The sequence below is a fragment of the Clostridium sp. AF32-12BH genome (assembly GCF_003477935.1).
In the GTDB taxonomy this organism is placed as follows: Bacteria; Bacillota; Clostridia; order Lachnospirales; family Lachnospiraceae; genus Brotaphodocola.
Genome location: NZ_QUEH01000053.1, coordinates 1 through 634, shown reverse-complemented (window position 1 = coordinate 634; position 634 = coordinate 1). Strand labels below are relative to the sequence as shown.

Below are 634 nucleotides of genomic sequence, written 5' to 3'. Positions count from 1 at the left end.
TAGTAATATTGATATTGTTTTGGAAGCAGAAAATAATGTTACCTCATATTCCAGAATAATCAAAATTAGTGCGCATCTTGCATTATATCAAATCGATTTTGGTATTAAGAATGCAACATCTTGGTCTGAGTATATTCTTGCATATCATTCAGGATTGAAAATTTCAAATAATATTGTATTGTATGCAATAACAAATCTTGGTAAGCCAGTATTAATTACAATCAAGACAAATGGACAAACCACTATCAATGCAATGGATTGCACTGGTGATTTTTCTGTGAAAACGACTGTTGCTGCATATGTTCAATCGTGATTTTTATTCATTAGTGATATCAGTATATGATTATTTATTTTATGAGCATCCAAAATTAGAATAACTACCACAAAGCAATCCAATGAACGCTCCATTGTCCAGTACCATTTCCTATCTCGATTGGCGTTAGAGTAAATGAAAATGTGCTGCTATTATATGAATTTATAATAGAAATTCCATAAAAATAACCATATGTATGTATGGATAAAACAATAGCGCGCGGTTTGCTCGTATGCTGATTAGCAAAACTAACTGTTTTGCTTACACTTTTCTTATTAGATATCATACCAAGAGGGCTTATTCCATATTCAATATTACTAT

Annotated in this window: 2 protein-coding genes; one reads left to right on the top strand and one right to left on the bottom strand. The window is 30.8% G+C overall.

Annotated features, from left to right (window positions below; translation table 11 throughout):
* A partial coding sequence (locus DWZ40_RS19710; RefSeq protein ID WP_182431797.1) for a hypothetical protein occupies window positions 1-313 on the top strand: 313 nt, incomplete at its 5' end.
* A 64-nt stretch (window positions 314-377) separates the two neighbouring features.
* Here DWZ40_RS19710 and DWZ40_RS19920 read toward each other — a convergent pair.
* Window positions 378-634: hypothetical protein (locus DWZ40_RS19920; RefSeq protein ID WP_207664534.1), on the bottom strand; the 257-nt coding region annotated here is incomplete at its 5' end.